Origin of the sequence: Vibrio sp. OPT46, from assembly GCF_015163535.1 — a bacterium.
GTDB lineage: Bacteria > Pseudomonadota > Gammaproteobacteria > Enterobacterales > Vibrionaceae > Vibrio > Vibrio alginolyticus.
This window is the reverse complement of sequence record NZ_JADDYG010000221.1, coordinates 1-384: the sequence shown is the minus strand read 5'-3', so window position 1 is coordinate 384 and position 384 is coordinate 1. Positions and strand designations below refer to the sequence as shown.

The 384-nt window shown below is 35.9% G+C and carries 1 protein-coding gene; it reads right to left on the bottom strand.

Annotation, left to right across the window (positions count from 1 at the left end; genetic code table 11):
• Positions 1 to 340: hypothetical protein (locus IQR33_RS09245; protein WP_193843653.1), on the bottom strand; the 340-nt coding region annotated here is incomplete at its 3' end.
• Positions 341 to 384: the final 44 nt, after the last annotated feature.

Sequence of the window (384 nt, the reverse complement as noted above, 5' to 3'; positions counted from 1 at the left end):
TAGGTGGTTGATAATTAGGTTTCAGATAGTCCCAATTTGGCCGATCACTTTTTGCTTCAAACAAACATAGTTTCCCGACTCCCTTGTCATAATCAATCAATAGAACACAAGCATCAACGCCCCATGCTTGCTCTTCATTTGATTTCAACTTCTGTGAAAATGCAGCTGATTTTAACGGTAGCCTAGCATTAATCCTATTACGAATTTCTGCAGTTAGGACAGATGTATATTCATTTTCACTAGAAATGATACCTATACTAAAATCGGTTCGAAGATCAACATCAACCTGATTGATCAACTTTTCTATCAACTCTCTCGTTTCTCTGTCAAATAGTGCCATTTACTTACTTCTCCTAATTTACTCATCTCGATAGAATTATGATT